This window comes from Ruegeria sp. B1 (assembly GCF_056535885.1).
Genome location: NZ_JBQFJA010000001.1, coordinates 150,332 through 168,653, shown reverse-complemented (window position 1 = coordinate 168,653; position 18,322 = coordinate 150,332). Strand labels below are relative to the sequence as shown.

The window sequence follows — 18,322 nt, the reverse complement described above, 5'->3', positions numbered from 1 at the left end:
GGATCAATCCTTTCTGGGTGCAAGGCGGTCGCGCACCAGAGTCGCCCAAAAGGCAGCACCGATGGGCAGAAGCGCGTCGTTGAAATCATAATCGGCGGCATGCAGCGGCTGGCCATGCGCGCCTTCGGTGCCGTTGCCAAGTAGTAGAAAACAGCCCGGTACGGCGGCGGAAAAATGGGCGAAATCCTCGGAAAAGCTCATCGGCGGGCGGTGGCCGTCAACCTCGAGCCCTGCGGCTTGCGCGGCGCGCATAACGGCGTCGACCGGACCGGGGGCGTTAATGGTCTCGATGAACTCGGTGTTGAAATCCATCGTTGCTGTGATGCCGTGGGTTGCGGCAACGCCGTCGACGATCTGGCGCATGAAGCGTTCCACCGACTTGCGATCTTCGGGCAGCCGCGCCCGGACATCGCCCTTAAGGGTCGCGTGGCCCGGCAGAACGTTGCGCTGCCCGTCGGTCACAAACTCTGTCACTGACACAACGGCCCCCGCTCCGGGGGCGAGCTTGCGCGATACGATGGTCTGGAGCGCCAGCACCATCTCGGCTCCGACGGTGATCGCGTCCACGCCGACCTGCGGCATCGACGCATGGCCGCCCCGACCTGTGATCGCGATCTCAAAGAGACTTTCGGATGCGCAAATCTGTCCTACCCGGGTCGAGACCTGCCCCACCGGCGCGCCGGGCAGGTTGTGGATTGCATAGACCTCTTCGACCGGAAAGCGTTCCAGCACACCCTCGTCGATCATGGCCCGCGCGCCCAGCCCGTGTTCCTCGTTTGGCTGGAAAAGAAAGACGACCGTACCGTCGAAGTCTTTATCGCGGGCCAGCGTTTCGGCGGCCCCTAAAAGCATGGTCATGTGCCCGTCATGGCCGCAGGCATGCATCACACCGGGGTTGGCCGAGACGTAATCATGTGCGCTTGTCTCGGTGATCGGCAGCGCATCCATATCGGCCCGGAGCCCGATGGCGCGGTTGCCGGTCCCGGCCTTGAGCACACCGACGACGCCAACACCCTCGATGACCTCGATCCCCAATTCGCGCAGACGCGCCGCAATCCGGGCTTTTGTGCGGTGCTCCTGAAATCCCAGTTCGGGGTCGCGATGAAAGGTGCGCCTGAGGGCGGTCAGTTCCTGATGCCAATTGTCCATACAGCCCTCCTGCGGATCACTTGAGAATGATAGAGTGCAGCTACGACTTTTGGCGTCGAATGTCTGTATGAAGGCGACCAAAATCTTCAAAAGGCGCGTGTTTCAGGTGTTTTTGCGGAACCAGCCACGCCCGCCCCGGCATCGGGCAGTGACCCCGTTCAGCGGGTCCAAGGGGGTTGGTATCGGGTCTTTGCCGAGCTATTGCACGCAACTTCGATTTTGCGGTCGCAGTCGCGACCAAATAGTGCCTGTTGGGCATACCACAGGTGCCCCATGGCGTTCTAAGACCACCCGAGTATGAACGCTCAGGTGCGTTGGTCCACGACTTGCAAATGCTGGGCCAGCCTGTCGATCTCAGCCATCCACGTCGTAACGAGTTTCGGGTCGCTTGGTGCGGCGTGCACGCCAGCCGGGATTGCGCGGTTTTGAACGGCTTCGACGGCCAGGGATACGGGGATAGAAACCAGCCGTGCCATGGCGGAACCGCGTGCGTCGCCCCAGGCATCCATAACATAGGTCTTGTGCCAGACTGCACGGCCCTCTTTCTCGGCTTTCAGACCAACGCACAGCACAACGCGGTCCGGCTCACCTTCGGCATATGCGTTTTCGGCCCAGAATTGATCAGACATCTCTTTCAGACGTGCGTCGCCTTCGGGGCCGGACAGGGTTTCAATTTCGCGGAACACATCTGCCCAGGCATCGGCCCAGCCATTCAGACGCAGGGTCCCGCGCACGAACTCCTTAACCGGCCAATGCTTCTCGAAATGATATTGCTGCATGAACGGGAGCGAGTCCCGGTTGGGATAGACCTCAAAGCTTTCAGGCGTTGGCAGGGGAGCGATATAGCTGGTGATCGCATCCCACGGTCGTTTTACATCCAGCGGAGCGTAGTCGCGAATAGACCGGGACGGTGAACGCAGCGCTTTGAGTACGCCAAGCGGCGACCAACTGAATTTGTACCGGAACGGGTTGGGATTTTTGGGAATGCCGCCGCAATAGGAAATGAAACTCAGATGGTTCTGCGGGTCGAAGGCGTCAGATGCGCGGTAATCGTCAATCAGGGCATGCGCCATCAGATGGTCAATTCCGGGGTCCAACCCGACCTCGTTTACCAGCGCAACCCCGGCGTCTCGGGCTCTTTCGTCCAGATCGCGCATCTCTGCTGCGATGTATGAGGACGAGACAAAGTTGGCGCCCTTTTCGATTGCCAGTTCTGCCAGCGGCACGTGCCAGTCGCCGGGCAGCATCGAAACAATCACATCACCGGGTTCGACAACATTGCCCAGCGCCTCGATGTCAAAGGCGCGGATGTCATCGGTCAGATCGCCGACCTCGGCCTTTGCCTTGTCCACGGTCCGGTTCCAGACGGCGACTTTGTGACCGGTCTCGATCAGGCGGCGCAAACCGGGGATGGCCGACAGGCCGGTACCGCACCAGTGAATTGTCATCGCTCAGATCCTTTCGATATGCGTTTTGTAGGTCGCCGCTGCGCGGCCCCAGACACCGTCATCCAGATCGGTCAGGGTCAGAAGCGAGGGCAGCAATTGCGCCGCATAATCCTCGGAGCTTTCAACAGGCAACATCGATGGCAGGTTGTCGATGGCCATGACATCCATCAACGGGTCGGTCGCAACGCGCAATGCGGGATGATCCCACGTGGTGGCCCGGTCGTAGACCGGAACCGGGTTGTAGTCGCTGTCGGGGTCACACGCCACGTCACCGATGGCGGTCAGGCTGCGTGGCGCTGTCAAAGCTGCGCGTGGCACAAAGACCGGTGTTCCGGGGCGTGCGAAGATGCAGTTCAGAAACAGATCATGGTCCAGGATTTCGGGGAATGGCCCACCGCCGGCGGTTTCAGGCATATCCCATTTGGTGACCTGCATGCCCATCGCTTCGCATAGGTCTGCAGCACCTGTTCCAACGCGGCCCAAAGCGCCGATCACAATGGCGCGCGGTCGCGGGTGCCCGGTCGCATCCAACTCGGCCAGCAGTTCTGCGTTCAGCGCGTCTTTGCTAGGATAGACTCCGACGGGTGGGCATTCTTCCCTCCGTTGCTGCGCGGCCCATGTCTTTAGCGTGACCGCGGCCCCGGCGTAACCGGCCCAATAGCCAAAGGCGGCGACGCGGCGGCCATCCTCGTCAACGAGATACTCCAGATCATAAAGCGTGCCGCCCCCGGCTTTGAACCGCTCCAGCAGCGCTCGGCCCGAGTGCTGACCCTTATAGGCATGGCCAAACATGATGTGGCGATTGGGCAGAGGTGTGCCGTCCTCAGGCAGTTCCTTGAGGCCGAAAATGATCGCATCGCGCGGAGCCTCGGGCCAGGAGTTTTCCGCTGCGATCTCGCATCCGGCGTCTTTGTAGTTATCAATCGGTATTGCTCGAACCGAGCTCTCCTCGACCGTCACGCGCAGGCCAGCGGCTACAAGCGCTTCTGCGCCCTCGGGCGTCAGGCCCACCCGTTCCTCGTTGGGGCGCTGTTCAGCCCTGACCCAGAGATGTGTCATCAAAGTTCCTTTGATCAGAGCATTCCGGCGGCGTTAATGGCCTGAACCGAAGCGCGGGCTTCCATCGCGTCGCGGAACGCCACGATCTTTGGAAAGGCCGCAACATCCACACCGTCCCCTTCCAGCCAACTGCACACAACATAAAGATAGGCGTCGGCAAGGCTGAAGTGCTCGCCCAAAACGAACGGACCACGCAGCCCATTGGATACGATGTAGTCGCAGCACGCGGTCATGGATTCGGCCACCTTGGCGGTCATATCGCCCCGGCTGGATTGTGCGTCAGCCCAGCGATGGCCGCGTTTCTTGTGCGCGTGGTTCACATGCATGGTGGAGGCCAGATAATACATCATCTCGCGCATCCGGGCGGCCAGAACCGGATCGGCCGGGATCAGGTTCGCCTGTGGCGCTTTGGCTGCGATGTATTCCAGCAGCGCGCCCGTTTCGGTCAGGATACCGCCCTCGACCGCCAGCGCCGGAACGCGTCCCTTGGGATTGATCTGATGATAGGCTGGTTTCGTTTGCTCACCACCGGCGAAATCGAGCTGGATCAACTCATAGTCCAGTCCAGACTCTTCCAGCGCGATGGCGACGGCAACCGAAATGGTGCGTGGGGCATAGTATAGTTGCATCGAGGCTTCTTCGTTGGGGCCCGTCAAAGATGCGTCTGGGCGAACTGCCGGTCCGGTGCTTCCAGATGCGGGACAGCGTTAAACAGGACCGGGCTGAGTTGGGTTCCTATCGGGTGGAGACGATGCATCGACGTGTTCATGATGGCAAGAGCCACGCGCGCCATTGACGATATGTCCAGACCCATCGCCTGTCGTACGACCATTGATATCAGACCGCCTGACGTCACGACGATTGCCGGGCCGCCGTCCGTGCCGATATCGTGCAACGCATCGGATACACGCTGTTCGAAGTCCGAAAAAGTCTCGGGCGTGTTGCTGATGTCGCCGTTGGCCCATGCGGTAAATGTCTTGGGCAGGTGCTCAACAAACCCCTCTCGGTCGGTCGGAACAGTCTCGCCATGTTGTTCCTCGAACAGTTTGGCGATGTTAAAATACTCGATCTCGTTCAATCGCGGATCTTGTATCGGATCGGACAGACCCATGCTGGATGCGGTTTCGATGTGGCGCATGAGCGTGCCGCAGTATACTCGTGGGTGGTGCGCGCGGGTTTCCCGCAGATGCGCGCCCAACCAGTGCGCCTGCTGATGGCCAAGCGCACTCAGCTTGTCATAATTCTCTTCGTCGCGTGCAGTGGTGTTTGCCTGACCATGACGAACCAATGTGATGTGTGACATGACGGTCCCTCTTGGGCGAACTCTTAGGACAGGTTCCGGGCCAGGACCAGAGGGGTTTCTCAGGCCAGTTCCAAAATTTTTGGCTGATAGCTGCCCTCCGCTTGCACGACGATCCGCGCCGCGTACTGTTGCGGCATTTCTGGAGGGGGCGGAATATGGCGGTTGATGAAAAACGGTTTCTGGCCGATTTGCACAAGCTGCGCGAATTCGGCGCGTCGGGTGTCGGCAAAGGTGTCGTGCGCCCGGCGTATTCCGAGGCGGATATTGCCGCACGCCACTGGCTGGCGTCGCGCATGCAAGACGCTGGTCTGACCCCGCAGTTTGATCCGGTCGGCAACCTGTTTGGCCTTGCGCCGTCACCCTCGCTGTTGATGGGGTCTCATTCAGACAGCCAGCCCGAAGGCGGCTGGTTGGACGGGGCCTTGGGGGTTATCGCTGCTCTTGAAGTCGCGCGCGCCAGTAACCGCCCCATATCGGTCGTTAGTTTCCAGGATGAGGAAGGTCGTTTCGGTGTCACCACAGGGTCCGCGATCTGGTCCGGGGAGGTGTCATTGGCCGAGGCAGACAGTCTGACAGATCACGTCGGCACACCCTTTTCGGATGCGCGGGCGTCCATGCGGGACCTAGCACAGGGGTTTGTCGATCCGGCTCAGTTCACAGGTTTTATCGAGATGCATATCGAGCAAGGCCCATCACTGGATCAGGACGGGGATCAAATCGGCGTGGTGACCGATATCGTGGGCATCCGCGATATGGTGATCAGTTTCGAGGGCCAGCAGAACCACGCCGGCACCACGCCGATGCATCTGCGCCGCGATGCGTTTCAGGCCTTGTCCGACTTCAACACGGAAATCATCGCACGGTTCCGGAACGTTGTGGCCCCCCAGACCGTGTGGACAATCGGGCATGTTGATCTTCATCCAAACGCGTCCTCGATTGTTCCGGGGCGTGTCCGGTTCTCGATGCAGTGGCGGGATCGCGACTCGGATCGGCTTCGGCGAATGGAGGAGATTATCCGTACGACGGCGCAGGAGATTGCGGACCGTACAGGTCTGTCGCTGAACTTTGGCCCATTGCTTGGGCTTGAGCCGGTTGCGATGGACAAGACGTTGCGGGCATCGCTTGAAAAAGGTGCTCAGCAGGTCGCCCCGGACAGGTGGCGCCGCATGCCGTCCGGCGCTTTGCACGACGCAACAAATGTCGCGCGGCTGATGCCGGTTGCCATGCTGTTTGTGCCGTCGATCCGGGGCATCAGTCACGACTTTGCTGAAGACACCGCAGAAGACGATCTTGTTGCAGGGCTTCGCGCGTTGGAACATGCGGTAGAGGTACACGAAAGCTGAATGCAAAATCTTGTGTGTTGCGTAACGGAAAAAAGTTTCCTATAGGAAATTTGGAACTGTGACGCATGTGCTCATTCGCCATCCAAAATGGCGCAATCGGTCGTTGCAAATTGCTCGACTTGATTCAGACTGACGGGCATTCGTGCTGATAACTTGGAACGAAGAGGTACACGCCATGACAGACGCTCCAAAACGCACGCCCTTGTACGACTTGCACGTTGAGCTCGGCGGCAAGATGGTAGATTTCGCGGGGTGGGAGATGCCTGTTCAGTACCCAATGGGGATAATGGGCGAGCATAAACAGTGCCGCGAGAAGGCCGCTGTTTTTGATGTGAGCCACATGGGTCAGGTTATCCTTCGGGGTGAGAATGTGGGGGAGAAGCTGGAAGCTTTGTGCCCGCAGGCTTATGCGACGCTGAAGGAAGGCAAGGCGCGGTACGGGTTCTTTACCAACGAAGACGGTGGGATCATGGATGACCTGATCGTGTCGAACGCGGGTGATCACTATTTTGTGGTGGTGAACGCGGCGCTGCGGCATCAGGACATTCCGCATATGCGCGAACACCTCGAAGGCGTTGAAGTGACCGAGATCTTCGACCGCGCGCTGGTCGCCGTGCAAGGCCCCGCAGCGGAGAACGTTGTGGGTGAGCTTTGCCCCGCCGCCCGCGACCTGAAGTTCATGGAAACCACCGCGGCCGATATCAACGGCGTCGAATGCCGTATCTCACGCCTGGGCTATACCGGTGAGGACGGGTATGAGATCTCGATCCCCGAAGATAAGGCCATTGAGATCACCAAGGCGTTCCTGGCACATGAGGATTGCGAAGCGGCCGGTCTGGGCGCGCGCGACAGCCTGCGGCTGGAGGCCGGTCTGTGCCTTTATGGCAATGACATTGACCAGAGTACCTCGCCGATTGAGGCCAGCCTTGGCTGGGCGATCCAGAAGCGCCGCAAGGAAGAGGGCGGCTTCCCGGGCGCGGATCGCGTGCAACGCGAACTGGCCGAGGGTGCCGCCCGCAAGCTGGTGGGCATCAAGCCCGATGGCCGTGCGCCTGCGCGTCAGGGCGTTGAGATCCAGTGCAGCAATGGCAACACCATCGGTCAGATCACCTCGGGCAGCTTTGGCCCCACGGTGGGTGGCCCGGTGGCGATGGGCTACGTGTCCGTCGGTCACGGTGAGCCGGGTGAAAAGGTCAATCTGATCATCCGGGGCAAGGCGCAACCGGCGCAGATTGTGGCGCTGCCCTTTGTCACACAGAATTACAAGCGTTGAAGCCAGGAGAGAGAGACATGGCAACCTATTATTCCGAAGAGCATGAATGGCTGATGGTCGAGGGCGACACCGCCACGTTGGGCATCACCAAACACGCGGCTGAACAGCTGGGCGAAGTGGTCTTTGTCGAGCAGCAGGAAGTGGGCGATGAGTTCGAGAAGGATGGCGAGATTGGCGTGATCGAATCTGTCAAAGCGGCGTCCGAGCTCTATGCACCGGTCGATGGCGAGATCACCGAGGTCAACGAGGCGCTGGCCGACAATCCCGGCGCGCTGAACGAAGACCCCGAGGGCGAGGCCTGGATTTACAAGATCAAGATCACGGACGCGTCGCAGCTTGAAGATCTGATGGACGAAGCTGGCTACAAAGCCTTCATCGGCTGATCCAGACCGGAGCCCTGCACAGGGCTCCGCCCGTTCGGGCCGGACTGGCTCGTGATGATGTATCGGGGGCCTGCGTGGTCTCCGCCCGACCTGACTTATTCATAGGAGCGCACAGATGGCCTTCAAACTGACCGATTACGAAGCCTATGACTTCGCCAACCGCCGCCATATCGGGCCCAGCCCGACCGAGATGCGCGACATGCTCAAGGTGATCGGCTTCAAGACGCTGGACCAGCTGATCGACGCCACCGTCCCACCAGCGATCCGCCAGAAAGAGCCGCTGGACTGGGGTCCGGCGATGACGGAACGCGATGCGCTGTTCTACATGAAAGAGGTGGCGAGCAAGAACACCGTTCTGACCTCGCTGATCGGTCAGGGCTATTACGGCACCACGACGCCTGCGCCGATCCTGCGCAACATCCTGGAAAACCCGGCCTGGTACACCGCCTACACGCCTTATCAGCCCGAGATCAGCCAGGGCCGTCTTGAGGCGCTGCTGAACTTCCAGACCATGGTCAGCGACCTGACCGGGCTGGACGTGGCCAATGCCTCCTTGCTGGACGAAGCCACAGCGGCGGCCGAAGCCATGGCGATGGCCAAGCGCGGCGGGCGTTCGAAAGCCAACAACGCGGCCTTCTTTGTCGACAAGAACTGCCACCCGCAGACCATCGCGGTGATCAAAACCCGCGCCGAACCTCTGGGCATCGACGTGCAGGTCGCCGATCCCGATACGCTGGATGCAGGTGCCGTTTTTGGCGCGATCTTCCAGTACCCGGGCACCCACGGCCATGTGCGCGACTTCACATCGGAAATCGCCGCGCTGCACGAACACAAGGCGATTGCCATTGTCGCTGCCGACATCCTGTCGCTGGCCCTGCTGAAGTCACCGGGTGAGATGGGCGCGGATATCGCCATCGGCTCGACCCAGCGCTTTGGTGTGCCGATGGGCTATGGTGGCCCGCACGCGGCCTATATGGCGACCACCGACAAGCTGAAACGCTCGATGCCGGGCCGGATCATCGGCGTCAGCATCGACAGCCGGGGCAACAAGGCCTACCGCTTGTCGCTGCAAACCCGCGAGCAGCATATCCGCCGCGAGAAGGCGAACTCGAATGTCTGCACCGCGCAGGCGCTGCTGGCGGTGATTGCCTCGATGTATGCGGTCTATCACGGCCCCGACGGCATCAAGGCGATTGCGCAATCGGTGCATCGCAAGACCTCGCGCCTGGCGGCCGGTCTGGAAGAGGCGGGCTTTGCCGTGGAACCGGAAGTGTTCTTTGACACCATCACGGTTGAGGTCGGTCCCCTGCAGACAACAGTGATGGAGGCCGCCGTCGCGCGTGGTGTGAACCTGCGCAAGGTCGGCGAGACCAAGGTTGGTATCAGCCTGGATGAACAGACCCGGCCCGAGACCATCGAGGCCGTCTGGGGCGCCTTTGGCATCGACCGCACCGATGACAGTTCGAACGTGGCTTACCGCCTGCCCGATTACGCGCTGCGGGAAAGCGAATACCTGACCCACCCGATCTTCCACCAGAACCGGGCCGAGGCCGAGATCACGCGCTATATGCGCCGTCTGGCTGACCGCGATCTGGCGCTGGACCGGGCGATGATCCCGCTGGGGTCCTGCACCATGAAGCTGAACGCGACGATCGAGATGATCCCGGTCACCTGGCCCGAGTTCGGCAACCTGCACCCGTTCTGCCCGGAAGATCAGGCGCAGGGCTATCACGAGATGATCGCCGATCTGAACGACAAGCTGTGCCAGATCACCGGCTATGACGCGATCAGCCAGCAGCCCAACTCGGGCGCGCAGGGCGAATATGCGGGTCTCTTGACCATCCGCAACTATCACTTCGCCCGTGGCGAAGGGCAGCGCAATGTCTGCCTGATCCCGACCTCGGCCCATGGCACCAACCCGGCTTCGGCCCAGATGGTGGGCTGGCAGGTTGTGCCGGTGCAGGCGGATGAGAATGGCAACATTGATGTCGCCGATTTCCGCGCCAAGGCCGAGAAGCATTCCGATCATCTGGCTGGCTGCATGATCACCTACCCCTCGACCCATGGCGTGTTCGAGACCACCGTGCAGGAGGTCTGCCAGATCACCCATGATCACGGCGGTCAGGTTTATATCGACGGCGCCAATATGAACGCCATGGTGGGCCTGTCGCGCCCCGGAGACATTGGCGGCGACGTCAGCCACCTGAACCTGCACAAGACCTTCTGCATCCCGCATGGCGGCGGTGGCCCCGGCATGGGTCCGATCGGTGTCAAGGCACACCTGACCGAGCATCTGCCCGGCCACCCGGAATACGGCACCGCCGTGGGTCCGGTCTCGGCAGCGCCCTTTGGCTCGCCGTCCATTCTGCCGGTCAGCTGGGCCTATGTGCTGCTGATGGGCGGCGCAGGTCTGACGCAGGCAACGAAAGTGGCGATCCTGAACGCCAACTACATCGCCGCGCGCCTGAAGGATGCTTATCCGATCCTCTACACCTCCGAATCCGGTCGGGTGGCGCATGAATGTATCCTCGACACAAGACCGCTGGACGAGGCGGCGCATGTTTCCGTCGACGATGTGGCCAAGCGCCTGATCGATTCAGGTTTCCACGCGCCCACGATGAGCTGGCCAGTGGCGGGCACCCTGATGGTGGAACCTACGGAATCGGAACCCATGGCGGAACTCGACCGCTTCTGCGACGCCATGCTCTCGATCCGCGCCGAGGCGCAGGACATCATCGACGGCAAGATCGACGCGGAAAACAACCCGCTGAAAAACGCCCCCCACACGGTGCGCGATCTGGTCGGCAACTGGGACCGCCCCTACACCCGTGAACAGGCCTGCTTCCCGCCGGGCTCGATGGGCGTCGACAAATACTGGTCCCCCGTCAACCGCGTCGATAACGCATACGGCGACCGAAACCTCATTTGCACATGCCCAACCATGACCGAATACATCGAAGCCGCTGAATAAAACACCCCCCAACAAAGGGGGGGGTCCACTTTACGGCTTGAAATCTTCGGGCACACCAAAAGGCGGTGTGTCCACGCTCGTGCCTGTCAGGGCGTTCAGAAACGCGATGAGGGTGTTGATTTCCGTGTCGGTAAGAACCACCGGGGAAATGTCGATTGTGTTGCGCACACGCTGCATTTCGAACCGGTCTTGCCAGACGACAAAATCCGCTTTTTGTAGCCAAGGAACCTCGGGCAGGGCCGCCGAGTCCGGCGTCCAGTCGGAAAGGCTGACCTGCGGGTTCAAATGGTGGCGGATCATCGTGTCCAGATCTGGAAAAGCCCCGTTATGGCCATAGGGTGCGGTCAGCGCGACGTTACGCAGCATAGGGGTGCGGAAGCGATAGGCGTCCTCGATCCGATTGCTTTCGCCCATGCGGCCCACGTCGCGGGCGTATGGGTCCCATTGGCGAGTTCGTCCAGGGCCAAAGGGAGGCAGGCCCAAAGCGTGAAATTGCTGATCCGTCATGAAAGGGCCGGAATGGCAGGTCGCGCAATTGGCCTTGCCATAGAACAGGCTCATACCGTCTATCTGAGCGTCCGTGAGCGCCGTGGCATCACCCGCCAGGTACTGATCAAACGGGCTGTCAGCGCTGCGCCATTCGATGGCCATGAACGCGGCCAGAGCATTTGCAATCTGTGTGATTGTGATGTCTTCAGTGGTATCGACTTCGTCGAATGCCTTTATCATTGCCGGTCCGTAACGCGGATCGGTGCGGACGCGTTTGGCCAGAATGGGCCAGCCCAGATCGATCCGGTCGGCAACCGCTCCGGTCACCTGATTTTCGCCGACATTCCCGGCCATCTCGAATTGCGACGTCAAGGGAAACAGCGCCTGCGCAGCGAGCAATGAGTTCAACCCTTCGGGCAACCATTCCTGTGCTGGTGAATTGAAGCCGTTGCCGTAGACATCCGATTTGCTCAGGCGGCCATCGTGAAACACTGTGTGGATGTCCTTTGCGCCGAGGTTCCACAGCCCAGGTGAATTGCGGGGAATGCGTTTGCGGATTCTATCGATCCCGGTGCCGGGTGTGCGATCCGGGCCCAGACCCTCACCACCTTCGCCTATGCCTAAAGACAGCCCATCCGAGGTGCCGAAATCCGGGTGATGGCAATGGGCGCAAGAGATGTTCTGGTTGCCCGACAGAATCGGATCATAAAACAGTTGATGACCAATAGCGGCCTGTTCCATATCAAAGGGGATGAAATCAGCATCCGTCAGCGGACGCGGCAAATCTTGTGCCGCTGCAGCCCCGGCCAGAAGGAAAGCAGCCCCGTGCGTCAGTTTGTATATGCCCTTTGCCTGTTCGCATCCCCGGCGCTGGCCGAGTTGGAACAGGCGCGCGACATGATGGAAGCTGGGGAATTTGAGGCCGCGCGTGAGGAGCTGTTGCCAGCGGCGCGGTCCGGCAATGCCGAGGCCGAGGAATTGATCGGTGTGATGTACGGGCTGGGGCTGGGTGTCGAACAAGACTATGAACGCGCGTTCGAATGGTATCTGCGCGCCTCGATGAAGGGGCATCCGGGGGCGCAATCGGGTGTTGGCTGGTATTATGAGCTTGGTCTGGGCATGCCCGCGCCCGATCTGGTGCGGGCCTATATGTGGTACACGCTCAGCGCCATTGGCGGCGATCCCGATGCCGCGATCAGCCTTGAGGAAGTGGTTAAGAAAATGTCGCCGGAGCAAATCGAAAGGGCGCATGTTCTGGTGAATGACTACAAGGGTTGGATGTACCCGTTTCGGTGAGGGCCGGGCCAATCAGGCCCGACCCATTGTCTTAGTTCAGGTCAGCGTCGCGTGAGGCATTTACGTCGGCCTCAGCCGCTGCAACGGCATCGGTCAGCGCAACAAAGATCTCATCACCGCGGGCAACGTTGGACTGGAACCAGTCATAAACCGGAGTAGCGGCTTCTTTGAACGCGGCCTTCTGATCGGGTGTCAGAACATAGAGGTCACCGCCACCGGCGACGAAGTCTTCATAGGCCTGAATCGACTTGCGTTTAGGCGATGCAAAAGTGGCCTGTTGCAACGCATAGAAACCGTCGACCACGACGCGGCGCATGTCCTCGGGCATCTCCTGGAACTTCGCATTGTTCATCCACCAGAGGGCGCCCATATAGGCGTGGCCGTCCAGCGTGACATATTGCAGGCCCGCATCCGGGAATTTCATGCCCATGATGTCTGTGATGCCATTTTTGGAACCCTCAACAACGCCAGTCTGGAAGCTGGTGAACAGTTCAGGCCACGGGATCGGGGTGGGTGATGCACCCAGCGCCTTGACCAGTTCCTGCGGCAGGTCGGCGACCACGGTGCGGATTTTCAGACCGTCCATATCGGCAGGTTCAGCGATGCGCCGTTGTGTGTTCGCAAAGTTGCGCCAGCCGCCGGTGTTGCCGATGGTCATCAGACGGATCGCGCCGCCGGAATCCTCCAGCGCCATGTCACGCATGGTGCGGGTGAAGTCGCCGGACAGAACGTGTTCGGCAATGCGGTCGTCGGCCATCAGATAGGGTAGATCAAGAACCTGCACATAGGGAAAGATGCCGGAGGCCCCACCTGAGGTGGAAATGTAGATGTCGATGGTGCCGTCAGCGACGCCCTGCAGACATTCGGCCCCGTTCGAGCAGAGCTGGGTGCCGATGAACAGCTCCACTTCGATGGCGCCGTTCGAGGCGGCTTCGACATAGTTCTTGAAGACGATCAGGCCGTCATAGTCCTCATCATTTTCATTCGAGTTGGCGGTTGCGCGCAGAGTATAGTCGGCGGCCGTGGCGGCCATAGCGGATGCGGCCACAAGCGATGTGGCCACCGCTGCGGTTTTGATGAATTGTCTGAGCATGCGTTTCCTCCCTGTGGTACTCAGTTAGTTTGCAAATCCCGTTATCCTCGGGATCGTCATGGATAGTGCCGGGATATAGGTGATCAAAAAGATCACTATGATTTCAACCGCCAGGAATGGCAGGATCGCCTTGGCGATGGTCTCGACCCGCTCGCGCGAGACGGCGGCAGCGACAAACAGGACCAATCCCATAGGTGGCGTCGCCAGACCTACGGTCAGGTTGACGCTCATGATGATCGCAAAGTGGATCGGGTCGACGCCAAGGCTAGTGAAGATCGGGCCCAGGATCGGGCCAAGAATGATGATCGCCGGGCCTGCATCGAGAAACATGCCCACGATGAACAGCAGCAAGTTGATCAGAAACAGCAGGATCAGCGGGTTCTCCGACAGGCTGAGGATCAATGATGCCAGCTGTTCCGGCGCGTGGCTAAGGCTGACGACGGTCTTGAATGCCATCGCAGCACCAACCAGCAGTAGCACGACAGCGGAGGTCATTCCTGCATTGCTCAGAACATCTGGGACCTCTTTCCAGGACAGCGTCCGCAAGACGAAGAACCCGATGATGAACGCATAGCCAACGGCGACCGCTGCCGCTTCGGTAGGTGTGAAGATGCCGCCCAGAATACCGCCCAGAATGATGACAGGAGTCATGAGCGGAAAGAAGGCCTTGAGGCTGGCCTGTCTGCGTTCGCCCCATGTGTATTTGCGGCTGGCCACGGGAAAGTCGTACCGATCTGCCATCAGCTTGATCATCAGCATCAACCCGACGCCGACCATGACGCCCGGAACAATGCCTGCTAGGAACAGGGCGGCGACGCTTTCACCCATGACATAGGCATAGATGATCATGATGCCCGAGGGCGGGATGATCGGCCCGATCACTGAACTGGCCGCCGTAATGGCGGCGGCGAATTTGCGGGTATAGCCTTGTTTCTCCATCGCCGGGATCAGCATCGATCCAAGTGCTGAAGTATCCGCAACGGCAGACCCTGACAGTCCTGCGAAGAGGATGGAACTCAGCACATTCACATGCGCAAGGCCGCCGCGCAGATGGCCCATAAGGGCTTGCGAAAATTCGACCAGACGGATGGTGATACCGCCCCGGTTCATCAGTTCTCCGGCCAGCATGAAGAAGGGGATGGCCATCAGCGGAAAGCTGTCCATGCCGTTATAGACATTGCGATACAGCAGTGTGATGTCATTGGTCTGACCATTCAGCCAGAGCAGAATGCCGGGTGCAGCGAGCAGCGCGAAGAATACAGGCAAGCCGATCAGCAGGAAGATCAGGAATGTCGGAAGAAACCAAATCAGCATTTATTCAGCCCCAACCGCAGCATCGGGAATTTCCGGCAGCAAGTGACCGCCGCCCAGCATGGTTATGAACGAGCGCAGGATCAGTTCGATATTGACCGATATCAGCAGGACAATGCCGACCAGAAGAGAGGCCATCATCCAACTACGCGGGATGCGGAACCATTCGTCAAAATTGAAGGAGGTCGGTAGGTATAGTGCGGCCGTGGCGAATTTGCCGCCAAAGCCGGTGACCTCGGACCAGCCGATTGTGACAGCCACCAGCAAAACCGCCAGCGAAATCAAAAGCAGAAAGATGTTGAGCGTTTGTCCGACACCACGCGGCAAGAACCGCTGCAGCATGTCGATGGCGACAAACCCGCCGCGTCGGAAAGCGGTGGGTGCCATCAGACCGGTCATCCACAACATACAGAACCGGGCAGCTTCGTCTGGCCATGGCAGCGCGTTGTCCAATATGTAGCGGAAAAACACCTGAATCAGGATGGCCACAACCATCAACGCGATTGCAACGATGCCAACCGCGCGGCCCAATCGCAGCACGGTTTCGTTCACGAATGCAATCGGCGCAAGCACCGATGCCAGTCCGCCCATGCGGATCCTCCCATTTCGGCCGCGGGTTTTCCCCGCAGCGGTTTTCCCACGCTTATTGGTGCGCGAATTGGCCGAGTTTCCCGGCGTAAAAGGTCAAGGCGTCTCCCTCCGCCATGCTGACCCGTAGTACCTTACCTACCACAATAACGTGATCTCCTGCATCGTGATACGCATGTTGTTCACACTCGAACCGCGCCAGGCAGTCCGGCAGCAGCGGCGTGCCGTTCACACAGCGCTCGTGTTCGATGTCCCGCAAAGCGTGCGCGTTCTTGGAGCAGCCAAAACACAGTTCGGCCTGTTCGGCTGACAGCACATGAACGCTGAAGTGGCGGACTTTGTGGAAGTATGGAAACCGCCGCGAGTTCCGGTCGCCGGCCCACATCACAAGCGGTGGGTCGAGCGAGAGCGACGAAAAACTGTTGGCGGTTATGCAAATCGGTCCGTCGTTGCTGTCGCAGGTGACAATTGTCACTCCGGTGGCAAAGCGGCCAAAAGCATCCCGTAACGTGCGGGTGTCGTCCTTGTGGGGAATGAAGGTTCTGGCTAAGTCCTTTGAGATTGCGTTCATCATGGCACCTCATGACCCAGTGCCGCCTCGTAGAGACGGAACCAGGTTTCGCGATCCAGATTGACTTTCAGGGCGTCGGAAATCCGCTTGATGCGGTTCAGATTGTTGGTGCCGAGGACGGGCAAAATCCCCGCAGGATGGGCCAACAGGAACGCAACCGCGACGGCAGCGCGATCAACATTGAACTCTGCCGCGATTTCGTCTGCGACTATGCCGACCGGAGGGTTGCCTGCCATCAGCAAACCGCCCCCTAGAGGCGACCAGGCCATAACGGGCTGCCCATGTTGCTGGTGAAAGGCGAGGTCGCCGTTGGTGAACGGGCTGATTTCGCCAAGGGAAACCTCGATCTGGTTGGTCACCAGCTGAGCCGTCATCGCGGATTGCAGCAATTGCCAATCCCAGGGACGGAAATTGGACACGCCAATTGCGCCGACCTTGCCGCTGGCGATCACTTCATCCAAGGCTGCCCCGGTTTCGTGGTGATCCATGAACGGATCGGGGCGGTGGATCAACAGCAGGTCGATGTGGTCGATTGCCATTTCCCGCAGCGAGGTGTCGACGGATTTCAGAATATGCGCGCGCGAGGTGTCGTAGTATTTGACCTTTGCGCCCGCGTAGCGGCCGCATGGCGCGACGATGTCACATTTGGTGACAATCTCCATCTGCTTGCGCAAGCCGGGATTGGCGCGCAGGGCATTGCCCAGAACCGCTTCGGCCCCGTACTCACCATAGATATCTGCCTGGTCAAATGTCGTGATGCCCTGATCCAGACAAGCCTGTATCTTGGCCTCGACATGTTGGGCCGAGGTGTCTTCGTCGTCGCCGAGCCGCCACATGCCATAGACAAGGCGACTCATTTTCAATGTCTCAGATAGTTTCACACGTTGCATCACCGACGGACTCCGTTGCCCAGCGGCGTGGCCGGGATGTTTGCGGGGACCCTTCCATAAGCTTCAGGAAGAGAACATGTTTTCAGGTTGGGCATCACCCGCGTACCAAAGTGCCGGGCCTCGTCCATGTGTGGATAGCCCGAGAAAACAAAGGCCCGGATACCCATTTTCTGGTAGTCTTCGATCTTGGACATGACCTGATCGGTTGATCCCACCAGCGCCGCACCGCAACCTGACCGGGCCCGTCCAACGCCGGTCCACAAGCCGGGCTCGACATACCCGTATTCATCCGCCAGATCGCGGTTCTTGGCTTGGTGCGCCACACCCAGAGACGTCGCATCCAACGCGCGTTCCCGAATCGCGCGGCCATACTCGTCATCCAGCTTTGAAACGATATAGTCGGCATATTCCTGCGCCTCGGCCTCGGTGTCGCGAACGATCATGTGAACGCGCAGGCCGTAATCCAGCGTGCGATTGTAATTCTCGGCAACTGCGTGAACGGCCTTCATCCGTTCAGCCAGTTGGTCCCTGGTTTCGGGCCACATCAGGTAGACGTCGCAGTGTTCACCGCACAGGTCCAGAGCGGAGGGAGAATAGCCCCCGAAATACAGAAGCGGGCCGCCGGTCTGATAGGGTCGGGCCGGATCAGTGGTCAGGCCCGAGAAATTGTATACTTCACCTGCATGGTTGATCTCATCCTGGGTCCAAGCCTGTTTCAGGATCTCGACCACCTCGCGCGAACGTTGATAGCGATAGGCGCTGTCGGCTTTTTCGCCCGGGAAGTCGGACGAGATAATGTTGACCGTCAGCCGGCCTTTGAGCATGTGATCCAGCGTCGCGATGGTTCGGGCCAGCATGATCGGCTGCATCTCACCGCAACGCACAGCGGCCAGCAGGTTGATCTTGTCCGTGATGGGCGCGCACCCGGCGACAAAGCTCAGAGTGTCCTGCCCAACCTGATAGGATGACGGACATAGGATGTTGCGGAACCCCTGTGCCTCGGCTTCTTTGACGATGCCCGAACAATGGTCCCAACTGGACCGCAGATCCCCATCCGGCACCCCAAGAAACTGGTAATCGTCCGAGCACAGCGCCGCGAACCACGAGACCTCAGCCGCATCCAGATCCGGGGATGTGATGGGGACGATTGTCATC

17 protein-coding genes are annotated in these 18,322 nt (G+C 59.9%); 5 read left to right on the top strand and 12 right to left on the bottom strand.

The features are described 5' to 3' along the window. Positions 1–3 precede the first annotated feature (3 nt). From ACR3ES_RS00875 to ACR3ES_RS00855, 5 genes are all read right to left on the bottom strand, one after another. Positions 4–1,149, bottom strand: a complete 1,146-nt coding sequence (locus ACR3ES_RS00875; RefSeq protein WP_170430836.1) for an amidohydrolase — start codon at positions 1,147–1,149, stop codon at positions 4–6. 305 nt (positions 1,150–1,454) lie between these two features. Beyond that, on the bottom strand, positions 1,455–2,597 hold the full coding sequence (locus ACR3ES_RS00870; protein WP_170430838.1) for a saccharopine dehydrogenase C-terminal domain-containing protein: 1,143 nt from the start codon (positions 2,595–2,597) through the stop codon (positions 1,455–1,457). A 3-nt stretch (positions 2,598–2,600) separates the two neighbouring features. Further along, entirely contained in the window at positions 2,601–3,656 is a 1,056-nt protein-coding gene (locus ACR3ES_RS00865) for a saccharopine dehydrogenase (protein WP_170430840.1), read from the bottom strand. 14 nt (positions 3,657–3,670) lie between these two features. Beyond that, positions 3,671–4,285 carry a glutathione S-transferase family protein gene (locus ACR3ES_RS00860; RefSeq protein WP_170430842.1) on the bottom strand — a complete coding sequence of 205 codons (615 nt, stop codon included), beginning with the start codon at positions 4,283–4,285 and terminating at the stop codon, positions 3,671–3,673. A gap of 23 nt (positions 4,286–4,308) precedes the next feature. Beyond that, entirely contained in the window at positions 4,309–4,959 is a 651-nt protein-coding gene (locus ACR3ES_RS00855; protein WP_170430843.1) for a histidine phosphatase family protein, read from the bottom strand. A gap of 155 nt (positions 4,960–5,114) precedes the next feature. Between ACR3ES_RS00855 and ACR3ES_RS00850 the strand changes: the two genes are divergently transcribed. The 4 genes from ACR3ES_RS00850 to gcvP all read left to right on the top strand — a co-directional run bounded on the left by ACR3ES_RS00850 (position 5,115) and on the right by gcvP (position 10,929). Further along, entirely contained in the window at positions 5,115–6,302 is a 1,188-nt protein-coding gene (locus tag ACR3ES_RS00850) for a Zn-dependent hydrolase (RefSeq protein ID WP_170430845.1), read from the top strand. Positions 6,303–6,477: 175 nt separating this feature from the next. Beyond that, positions 6,478–7,575, top strand: coding sequence for a glycine cleavage system aminomethyltransferase GcvT (gene gcvT / locus ACR3ES_RS00845; protein WP_170430847.1), 1,098 nt, complete (start codon positions 6,478–6,480; stop codon positions 7,573–7,575). 17 nt (positions 7,576–7,592) lie between these two features. Next, complete coding sequence (gcvH, locus tag ACR3ES_RS00840; protein WP_170430849.1) at positions 7,593–7,958, top strand: glycine cleavage system protein GcvH; 366 nt, start codon at positions 7,593–7,595, stop codon at positions 7,956–7,958. Between the two features lie 115 nt (positions 7,959–8,073). Then, complete coding sequence (gene gcvP / locus ACR3ES_RS00835; RefSeq protein ID WP_480424629.1) at positions 8,074–10,929, top strand: aminomethyl-transferring glycine dehydrogenase; 2,856 nt, start codon at positions 8,074–8,076, stop codon at positions 10,927–10,929. Between the two features lie 30 nt (positions 10,930–10,959). Here the strand turns inward: gcvP and ACR3ES_RS00830 are convergent, their stop codons facing one another. After that, a complete protein-coding gene (locus tag ACR3ES_RS00830; RefSeq protein ID WP_480424626.1) occupies positions 10,960–12,201 on the bottom strand; it encodes a cytochrome-c peroxidase in 1,242 nt (413 codons plus the stop codon). A 42-nt stretch (positions 12,202–12,243) separates the two neighbouring features. Here ACR3ES_RS00830 and ACR3ES_RS00825 point away from each other — a divergent pair, with 42 nt between their 5' ends. Continuing rightward, positions 12,244–12,714: a tetratricopeptide repeat protein gene (locus ACR3ES_RS00825; RefSeq protein ID WP_170430854.1), complete on the top strand. Its 471-nt coding sequence runs from the start codon at positions 12,244–12,246 to the stop codon at positions 12,712–12,714. Between the two features lie 31 nt (positions 12,715–12,745). On the opposite strand, the gene ACR3ES_RS00820 is transcribed toward ACR3ES_RS00825, so the two are convergent. From ACR3ES_RS00820 to ACR3ES_RS00795, 6 genes are read right to left on the bottom strand one after another with little or no spacing between them, the layout of a single operon-like run. Continuing rightward, a complete protein-coding gene (locus ACR3ES_RS00820; protein WP_170430856.1) occupies positions 12,746–13,807 on the bottom strand; it encodes a TRAP transporter substrate-binding protein in 1,062 nt (353 codons plus the stop codon). Between the two features lie 24 nt (positions 13,808–13,831). Beyond that, on the bottom strand, positions 13,832–15,121 hold the full coding sequence (locus tag ACR3ES_RS00815; protein WP_170430858.1) for a TRAP transporter large permease: 1,290 nt from the start codon (positions 15,119–15,121) through the stop codon (positions 13,832–13,834). After that, positions 15,122–15,709 (bottom strand): TRAP transporter small permease subunit, encoded by a 588-nt coding sequence (locus tag ACR3ES_RS00810; protein WP_170430860.1) that lies wholly within the window; start codon positions 15,707–15,709, stop codon positions 15,122–15,124. It abuts the gene before it with no gap. 52 nt (positions 15,710–15,761) lie between these two features. Continuing rightward, positions 15,762–16,277 (bottom strand): flavin reductase family protein, encoded by a 516-nt coding sequence (locus ACR3ES_RS00805; RefSeq protein WP_480425532.1) that lies wholly within the window; start codon positions 16,275–16,277, stop codon positions 15,762–15,764. Beyond that, complete coding sequence (locus ACR3ES_RS00800; RefSeq protein WP_170430864.1) at positions 16,277–17,167, bottom strand: aldo/keto reductase; 891 nt, start codon at positions 17,165–17,167, stop codon at positions 16,277–16,279. The genes ACR3ES_RS00805 and ACR3ES_RS00800 overlap by 1 nt, the downstream gene beginning before the upstream one ends. Next, positions 17,167–18,321 carry an LLM class flavin-dependent oxidoreductase gene (locus tag ACR3ES_RS00795; protein ID WP_170430866.1) on the bottom strand — a complete coding sequence of 385 codons (1,155 nt, stop codon included), beginning with the start codon at positions 18,319–18,321 and terminating at the stop codon, positions 17,167–17,169. Before ACR3ES_RS00795 ends, ACR3ES_RS00800 begins: the two co-directional genes overlap by 1 nt. Between the last annotated feature and the right edge of the window lies 1 nt (position 18,322).

Coding starts and splice junctions, on each gene's coding strand:
- ACR3ES_RS00805 (WP_480425532.1), bottom strand. CDS start 16,277: ATGAACGCAATCTCAAAGGACTTAGCCAGAACCTTCATTCCCCACAAG.
- gcvH (WP_170430849.1), top strand. CDS start 7,593: ATGGCAACCTATTATTCCGAAGAGCATGAATGGCTGATGGTCGAGGGC.
- gcvP (WP_480424629.1), top strand. CDS start 8,074: ATGGCCTTCAAACTGACCGATTACGAAGCCTATGACTTCGCCAACCGC.
- ACR3ES_RS00820 (WP_170430856.1), bottom strand. CDS start 13,807: ATGCTCAGACAATTCATCAAAACCGCAGCGGTGGCCACATCGCTTGTG.
- ACR3ES_RS00865 (WP_170430840.1), bottom strand. CDS start 3,656: ATGACACATCTCTGGGTCAGGGCTGAACAGCGCCCCAACGAGGAACGG.
- ACR3ES_RS00860 (WP_170430842.1), bottom strand. CDS start 4,285: ATGCAACTATACTATGCCCCACGCACCATTTCGGTTGCCGTCGCCATC.
- ACR3ES_RS00795 (WP_170430866.1), bottom strand. CDS start 18,321: ATGACAATCGTCCCCATCACATCCCCGGATCTGGATGCGGCTGAGGTC.
- ACR3ES_RS00855 (WP_170430843.1), bottom strand. CDS start 4,959: ATGTCACACATCACATTGGTTCGTCATGGTCAGGCAAACACCACTGCA.
- ACR3ES_RS00815 (WP_170430858.1), bottom strand. CDS start 15,121: ATGCTGATTTGGTTTCTTCCGACATTCCTGATCTTCCTGCTGATCGGC.
- ACR3ES_RS00810 (WP_170430860.1), bottom strand. CDS start 15,709: ATGGGCGGACTGGCATCGGTGCTTGCGCCGATTGCATTCGTGAACGAA.
- ACR3ES_RS00870 (WP_170430838.1), bottom strand. CDS start 2,597: ATGACAATTCACTGGTGCGGTACCGGCCTGTCGGCCATCCCCGGTTTG.
- ACR3ES_RS00850 (WP_170430845.1), top strand. CDS start 5,115: ATGGCGGTTGATGAAAAACGGTTTCTGGCCGATTTGCACAAGCTGCGC.
- gcvT (WP_170430847.1), top strand. CDS start 6,478: ATGACAGACGCTCCAAAACGCACGCCCTTGTACGACTTGCACGTTGAG.
- ACR3ES_RS00800 (WP_170430864.1), bottom strand. CDS start 17,167: ATGCAACGTGTGAAACTATCTGAGACATTGAAAATGAGTCGCCTTGTC.
- ACR3ES_RS00875 (WP_170430836.1), bottom strand. CDS start 1,149: ATGGACAATTGGCATCAGGAACTGACCGCCCTCAGGCGCACCTTTCAT.